6 protein-coding genes are annotated in these 6,506 nt (G+C 63.9%); 2 read left to right on the top strand and 4 right to left on the bottom strand.

Annotated features, from left to right (window positions below; all coding sequences use genetic code 11):
- The coding region (locus tag WA702_RS28670) for an amidase family protein (protein WP_425113908.1) at positions 1–503 on the bottom strand (503 nt) is incomplete at its 3' end.
- 257 nt (positions 504–760) lie between these two features.
- On the opposite strand from WA702_RS28670, the gene WA702_RS28665 reads away from it, so the two are divergent.
- Together WA702_RS28665 and WA702_RS28660 are read left to right on the top strand one after the other, a co-directional pair.
- Positions 761–1,342: a TRAP transporter small permease subunit gene (locus WA702_RS28665; RefSeq protein WP_425113907.1), complete on the top strand. Its 582-nt coding sequence runs from the start codon at positions 761–763 to the stop codon at positions 1,340–1,342.
- 20 nt (positions 1,343–1,362) lie between these two features.
- On the top strand, positions 1,363–3,015 hold the full coding sequence (locus WA702_RS28660) for a TRAP transporter large permease (protein WP_425113906.1): 1,653 nt from the start codon (positions 1,363–1,365) through the stop codon (positions 3,013–3,015).
- Positions 3,016–3,090: 75 nt separating this feature from the next.
- On the opposite strand, the gene WA702_RS28655 is transcribed toward WA702_RS28660, so the two are convergent.
- From WA702_RS28655 to WA702_RS28645, 3 genes are all read right to left on the bottom strand, one after another.
- Positions 3,091–4,179, bottom strand: a complete 1,089-nt coding sequence (locus WA702_RS28655; protein ID WP_425113905.1) for a TRAP transporter substrate-binding protein — start codon at positions 4,177–4,179, stop codon at positions 3,091–3,093.
- Positions 4,180–4,350: 171 nt separating this feature from the next.
- On the bottom strand, positions 4,351–5,442 hold the full coding sequence (locus tag WA702_RS28650; protein ID WP_425113904.1) for a TRAP transporter substrate-binding protein: 1,092 nt from the start codon (positions 5,440–5,442) through the stop codon (positions 4,351–4,353).
- Positions 5,443–5,649: 207 nt separating this feature from the next.
- Positions 5,650–6,506: Mrp/NBP35 family ATP-binding protein (locus WA702_RS28645; RefSeq protein ID WP_425113903.1), on the bottom strand; the 857-nt coding region annotated here is incomplete at its 5' end.

Genomic DNA, 6,506 nt, shown 5'->3' with positions numbered 1-6,506 from the left:
GCCAGCGCCACCGCGGCGCCGCCGCTGGAGCCGCCGGCCGTGCGCGCGGGATCGTAGGCATTGCCGGTGAAGCCGAACACATTGTTGTAGGTATGCGAGCCGAGCCCGAATTCCGGCACGTTGGTCTTGCCGATGACGGTGGCGCCCGCTGCCTTCATCCGCTCGGCCAGGATGTCGTCATAGTCCGGGATGTTGTTCGCCAGTATGGTCGAGCCGATCGTGGTTCGAATGCCCTGGGTGGCGACCACGTCCTTCAGCGCCATCGGAAAGCCGTGCAGCCAGCCGCGGCTGCGGCCCGCGGCAAGCTCATCGTCGCGAGCGCCGGCCTGCGCCAACAGATCGTCGGACGCGACCCGGCTGACGATGGCGTTGAAGGCCGGATTGAGCCGGTCGATCCGCGCCAGATAGGCCTGCATGACCTCGCGGCACGAGACCGCGCGATCGTGGATCGCCTGGCTCAGCTCCGTTCCCGTCCACGCCGTGATGTCGCCCGTCGTTGCCATCTGATCCCTTCCTCGATCACCGCGCGCAGTGTCGCATACGGCCACTGCTGCGGCCAGCGGCGAGGCCGCCGGCGCGCCGGACCCTCACCGATTTACCAAGCACCGACAAGGTGTTGGCGCCCCGTCGGTTCGGTCATTTTCCGGTTGACGGGACCAGACGGCGCTGAAATGGTGCCCCGGTTTTCATGCGTGGCTGGGCTGGACGGGCCGCTGCGCTCGCGCAGCCAAAACGGCAATGCGGCCTGGGGAGGACTTCGTTGCAGTCGCTGCTGAAATTGAGCCGTGGGATCGATGCATTCACGGAATGGACTGGCAAGAAGATCGCTTGGCTGATCCTGCTCGCCGTCATCATCTCGGCGTTGAATGCCGTCATCCGCAAGGTGTTCGACACCTCGTCCAACGCCTGGCTCGAGCTGCAATGGGTGCTGTTCAGCGCGGTATTCCTGCTGTGCGCGCCCTGGACCCTGCTGGCGAACGAGCACATCCGCATCGACATCGTCAATCAGATGATGCCCAAGCGGGTGCGCGACGTCATCGATATCATCGGACACGTCTTCTTCCTGATCCCGCTCTGCATTCTCATGATCGTCACCGGCGTGCCGTTCTTCCTGCGCTCCTGGGAGATCAACGAGCAGTCCAGCAACGCCGGCGGCCTGCCGCAATGGCCGGCGAAATCCCTGATCATGATCGCGTTCGCATTCCTGCTGATGCAGGGCATCTCCGAGCTGATCAAGCGCATCGCGGTGCTGCGCGGCGTGATTCCCGATCCGCACGTGTCGAAGGCGCATGGGCTCGAGGCCGAGGTCGAGCACATCGTCGAGGCCATCGAGAAGACCTGATAGGCGACGCGGGGGACATCATGGAAGCGTTTATAGTTGCCAATCTGGCGCCGATCATGTTCGGCTCGCTGGTCATCATGCTGCTGTTGGGCTATCCGGCGGCATTTTCGCTCGGCGCGGTCGGCCTGTCCTATGCGCTGGTCGGCATCGGGCTGGGCGAGTTCAGGCCTGACTTCCTGCAGGCGCTGCCCGAGCGCGTCTATGGCGTGATGAACAACGACACGCTGCTGGCGATCCCGTTCTTCACCTTCATGGGGCTGGTGCTGGAGCGCTCGGGCATGGCCGAGGACCTGCTCGACACCATCGGGCAGCTGTTCGGCACCGTCAGAGGCGGCCTCGCCTATGCCGTCGTCTTCGTCGGCGCACTGCTTGCGGCGACCACCGGCGTGGTCGCGGCATCCGTGATTTCGATGGGGCTGATCTCGCTGCCGATCATGCTGCGCTACGGCTACGACCGGCGGCTTGCCACCGGCATCATCGCCGCTTCCGGCACGCTGGCCCAGATCATCCCGCCGTCGCTGATCCTGATCGTCATGGCCGACCAGCTCGGCCGCTCCGTGGGCGACATGTATGAGGGCGCCTTCATCCCGGGCCTCGTGCTCGCCGGCCTCTATGCCGGCTGGGCCTTCATTTGCAGCATCATCTGGCCCAAATCCGCCCCCGGCCTGCCGGCCGAGGCCATCGGCTACCGCGAAAAGGATGGCAGCCGCGGCCTGATCTCGCTCGGCGTGCTGTTCCTCGCCGCTTGCGTGTTCGGCTGGTACATGATGCAGGGGTCGGAGTACCACGGCGCCGATTTCGTCGTGCTCTCGATGTTCTACGGCATCGTGTTCGCGTTCTGCGTCGCGGTCCTGAACTGGATCATCGCGACGACGACCGGCTTCCGCTTCCTGTCGCGGATGGCGCAGCAGACCACCTTTGTGATGGTGCCGCCGCTGTTCCTGATCTTCCTGGTGCTCGGCACCATCTTCATCGGCCTCGCCACCCCGACCGAGGGCGGCGCCATGGGCGCGGCCGGCGCGCTCATTCTGGGCGCGATGAAGCGCCGGTTGAGCTTCGACCTGATCCGCCAGGCGGTGGAATCCACCGCCAAGCTGTCCGCCTTCGTCGTCTTCATCCTGGTCGGCGCCCGCGTGTTCTCGCTGACCTTCTATGGCGTCAGCGGCCATGTCTGGGTCGAGAACCTGCTGACCTCCCTGCCCGGCGGTCAGCTCGGGTTCCTGATCTTCGTCAACGCCTTCGTGTTCGTGCTTGCGTTCTTCCTCGATTTCTTCGAGCTCGCCTTCATCGTGATCCCGCTGCTCGGACCTGCCGCCGAGCATCTCGGCATCGACCTGATCTGGTTCGGCGTGATTCTCGGCGTCAACATGCAGACCTCGTTCATGCATCCGCCGTTCGGCTTCGCCTTGTTCTACCTGCGCTCGGTGGCGCCGAAGGAGCGCTATATCGACCGGGTCACCGGCAAGACGATGGCGCCCGTCACCACCGGCCAGATCTACTGGGGCGCGGTACCCTTCGTCGTGATCCAGGCGCTGATGGTGCTGCTCGTGATCCTGTTTCCGTCGATGGTCATGCACTACAAGGGCGCGGCCTCGACGGTCGATCCGAACTCGATCAAGATCGACATTCCGCAGATCGAGGCCCCGCCGCTCGACTTCGGGCCGCCGAAATGATCGCATGCCGTTCGAACATGCAGACTGCGGATGCAAATATGAACCCCCCGGCGCTTGGCGCCGGGGGGGTTTCTTTCAGCTCTGCGAGTTGCGCGCCATGAAGGCGTCGTAGCCGATCTCGGCCACCTGAAACCAAGAGTAGCCGTTGCTGGTGAAGCTGGTCAGCGATTCATAAATCTTCTTGAAGTCCGCATTACCAGCGGCGACCTCGTTGTGCAGCTCACGCGCCGCCTTGAGGCTGGCCTGCATGATCTCGGGCGGGAACGCGTGCAGCTTGGCGCCGCCGGCAAGCAGGCGCCGCAATGCCGGCGCGTTGGCCTGGTCATATTTCGCCATCATCCAGTTGTTGGCGATGTGGCCGGCCTGCTCGAGAATCGCCTGATAGTGCTTGGGTAATGTATTCCAGCGGTCCAGGTTGACGAAGGCCAGCAGCATTGGGCCGCCTTCCCACCATCCGGGATAGTAGTAATGCGGGGCGACCTTGTAGAAGCCGAGCTTCTCGTCGTCATAGGGGCCGACCCATTCGGCGGCATCGATGGTGCCCTTCTCGAGCGCCGGATAGATGTCGCCGCCGGCAATCTGCTGCGGCACGGCGCCGAGCTTCTGCATCACCCGTCCGGCAAAGCCGCCGATGCGGAATTTCAGTCCCTTGAGATCGTTGACGCTGGTCAGCTCCTTGCGGAACCAGCCGCCCATCTGGCAGCCGGTGTTGCCGGCGAGCAGCGAGACCACGTTGTATTTCTTGTAGAACTCGTTGAGGATCTCGCGGCCGCCGCCGAGCATGTACCAAGCCTGGTTGATGCGCATGTTGGGCCCGAATGGTACCGACGAGCCGAAGGTGAAGGTCGGATCCTTGCCGAAATAATAGTACGAGGCCGTGTGACCGATCTCCACGGTGCCGTTCTGCACCGCGTCCAGCACCTGCAGGCCCGGAATGATTTCGCCGGCGGCGAAAGTCTGGATCTGGAATTTGTTGTCAGTGGCTTCGCCGACCATCTTGGCCATCATGTCGGCTCCGCCGAACAGCGTGTCGAGCGATTTCGGCCAGCTCGTCGGCATGCGCCATTTGATCTCGGGCATGCTCTGCGCGATTGCAGGTGCGGCTACGCTGGTCGTACCGGCCGCGGCCAGACCGGCGACCTTGATGAAGTCCCTGCGCTTCATGGTTTCGTCTCCCTGTTGGATGATGCGTGTCGTTGTCCGGCCTTCTTGCGAGGCCTGAGGAGAAGTCTGGAGCATTCACCGCGCGAGTGCCATTGCGAAACCGTTGCGCAACGCAAAAGCCCGGCCTCTTGCGAGGCCGGGCTTGAAAGGCGCTTCCGAAAGGAGATCGGGTCAGCCGCGGGTGCGCGAGCGGATCATGAAGCTGTCGAAGGTATATTCGGCGACCTGCCACCACAGATATTCATCCGAGCGGTAGGCCTGCATCGCTTCGATCGACTTCTTGAAGTCGGGGTTCTTGGCCGAGATCTCGCCCCACAGCTCGTTGGTGGCCTTAAGGCAGGCTTCCAGCACCTCGTTGGTGAACGGACGCAGCTGAGTGCCGCCGGCGACCAGGCGCTTCAGCGCCGCCGGGTTCTGAAGGTCGTAGCGCGCCGCCATCCAGGTATTGGCCGCGGAGGTGCCGGCCTGCAGAATCGCTTGGTAGTTCTTCGGCAACGAATTCCACTTCTCGAGGTTACAGAAGGCGTGCACGGTCGGACCGCCTTCCCAGAAGCCCGGATAGTAGTAGTACTTCGCGACCTTCTGGAAGCCGAGCTTCTCGTCGTCATAGGGGCCGACCCATTCGGCAGCGTCGATGGTGCCCTTTTCCAGCGCCGGATAGATGTCGCCGCCGCCGAGTTGCTGCGGCACGACGCCGACCTTCTGCAGCACCTGACCGGCGATACCGCCGATGCGGAATTTCAGGCCATTGAGATCGGCGACCGTCTTGATCTCCTTGCGGAACCAGCCGCCCATTTGGGTGCCGGTGTTGCCGCAGGGGAAGCCGATCACGCCGAATTTCTTGAAGAACTCGTTGCCGAGCGCCTCACCGCCGCCCTGGTACCACCAGGAGTTCTGCATACGGGCATTGAGGCCGAACGGCACCGAAGCGTAGATCGCAAAGGTCGGGTCCTTGCCGACATAGTAGTACGATACCGTGTGGCTCATATCGACGGTGCCGTTGGACGTTGCGTCCAGCGCCTGCAGAGGAGGAACGATCTCGCCGCCCGCGAAGACCTGGATCTGAAACTTGTTGTCGGTCATCTCGGCCACGTATTTGGCGAGCTCGGTGGCGCCGCCATAGATCGTGTCGAGCGACTTCGGAAAGCTCGATGTCATCCGCCACTTGATCTCGGGCGAGGACTGCGCGATCGCCGGCGAAGCCACGGCGGCGGTCGCCGCGGCGCCGGCGGCCGACACTTTCAGAAAATCACGACGCTTCATCAAGGCATCTCCTTATTGGGCATTTCCCACGTGCAAATAGCGCTACCGGCGACGCGATTTTCCTAAAGCCTGCCTGCCCACAGCCGCCTACATTCGCGTCTTGCCGAAGCCGCTCCGGCGAACGGGGCGTTTAGCACGGAACCGGTTAACCGAAAACGCGACTATGGCAGTGCACAGAAGTCCAAAAGTCGCATGGACGCCGCAGCATCACGAGGCCGCAGCACGCGCGCCTGCGAGCCCGTCGCGGACCGCGCTCGCGATCGCGCGATAGATCGTCGCATGCGGACCGTCGGGCGCGCTCGCCACCACCGGCCTACCTTCGTCCGATGTGGTGCGGATGTCCATGTGCAGCGGGATCTCGCCGAGGAACGGCACGCCCAGCTTCTCGGCCTCATGGCGCGCGCCGCCATGGCCGAAGATGTCCGAGCGCGTGCCGCAGTGCGGGCACTGGAAATAGCTCATGTTTTCGATGATGCCGAGCACCGGCACGTTGACCTGCCTGAACATGGCCAGTCCACGCCGTGCGTCGATCAGCGATAGATCCTGAGGCGTCGAGACGATCACCGCGCCCTTCAGCGGCACGTTCTGCGCCAAGGTGAGCTGGGCATCCCCAGTACCGGGCGGCATGTCGACGACCAGCACGTCGAGCGTGCCCCAGGCAACCTCGCGCAGCATCTGCGTCAGCGCCTGCATCACCATCGGCCCGCGCCAGACCATGGCGCGATCCTCCTCGATCAGGAACCCAATCGACATGATCGACAACCCGAAACGCTCTAGCGGAACCATCTTCTTGTCGGGCGTGAGCGCAGGCTTGTCACGCAGGCCGGTCAGCCGCGGCACCGAGGGGCCATAGATGTCCGCGTCCAACAGCCCGACCTTGAGTCCGAGATCGCGCAGCCCCAGCGCCAGGTTCAGCGCGGTGGTCGACTTGCCCACCCCGCCTTTGCCGGAGGCCACCGCGATGACGGCATCGATGCCGGGTATCTCGGCCTGCCGCGACATCGGCGACCCCTGCGGATGCTGGTGCGGTCGATGCCCTGCGCGGCCCCCTTGCGCCGCTGGCT

Origin of the sequence: Bradyrhizobium sp., from assembly GCF_049798375.1 — a bacterium.
Lineage (GTDB): Bacteria > Pseudomonadota > Alphaproteobacteria > Rhizobiales > Xanthobacteraceae > Bradyrhizobium.
This window is presented reverse-complemented; position numbering and strand designations above follow the sequence as displayed.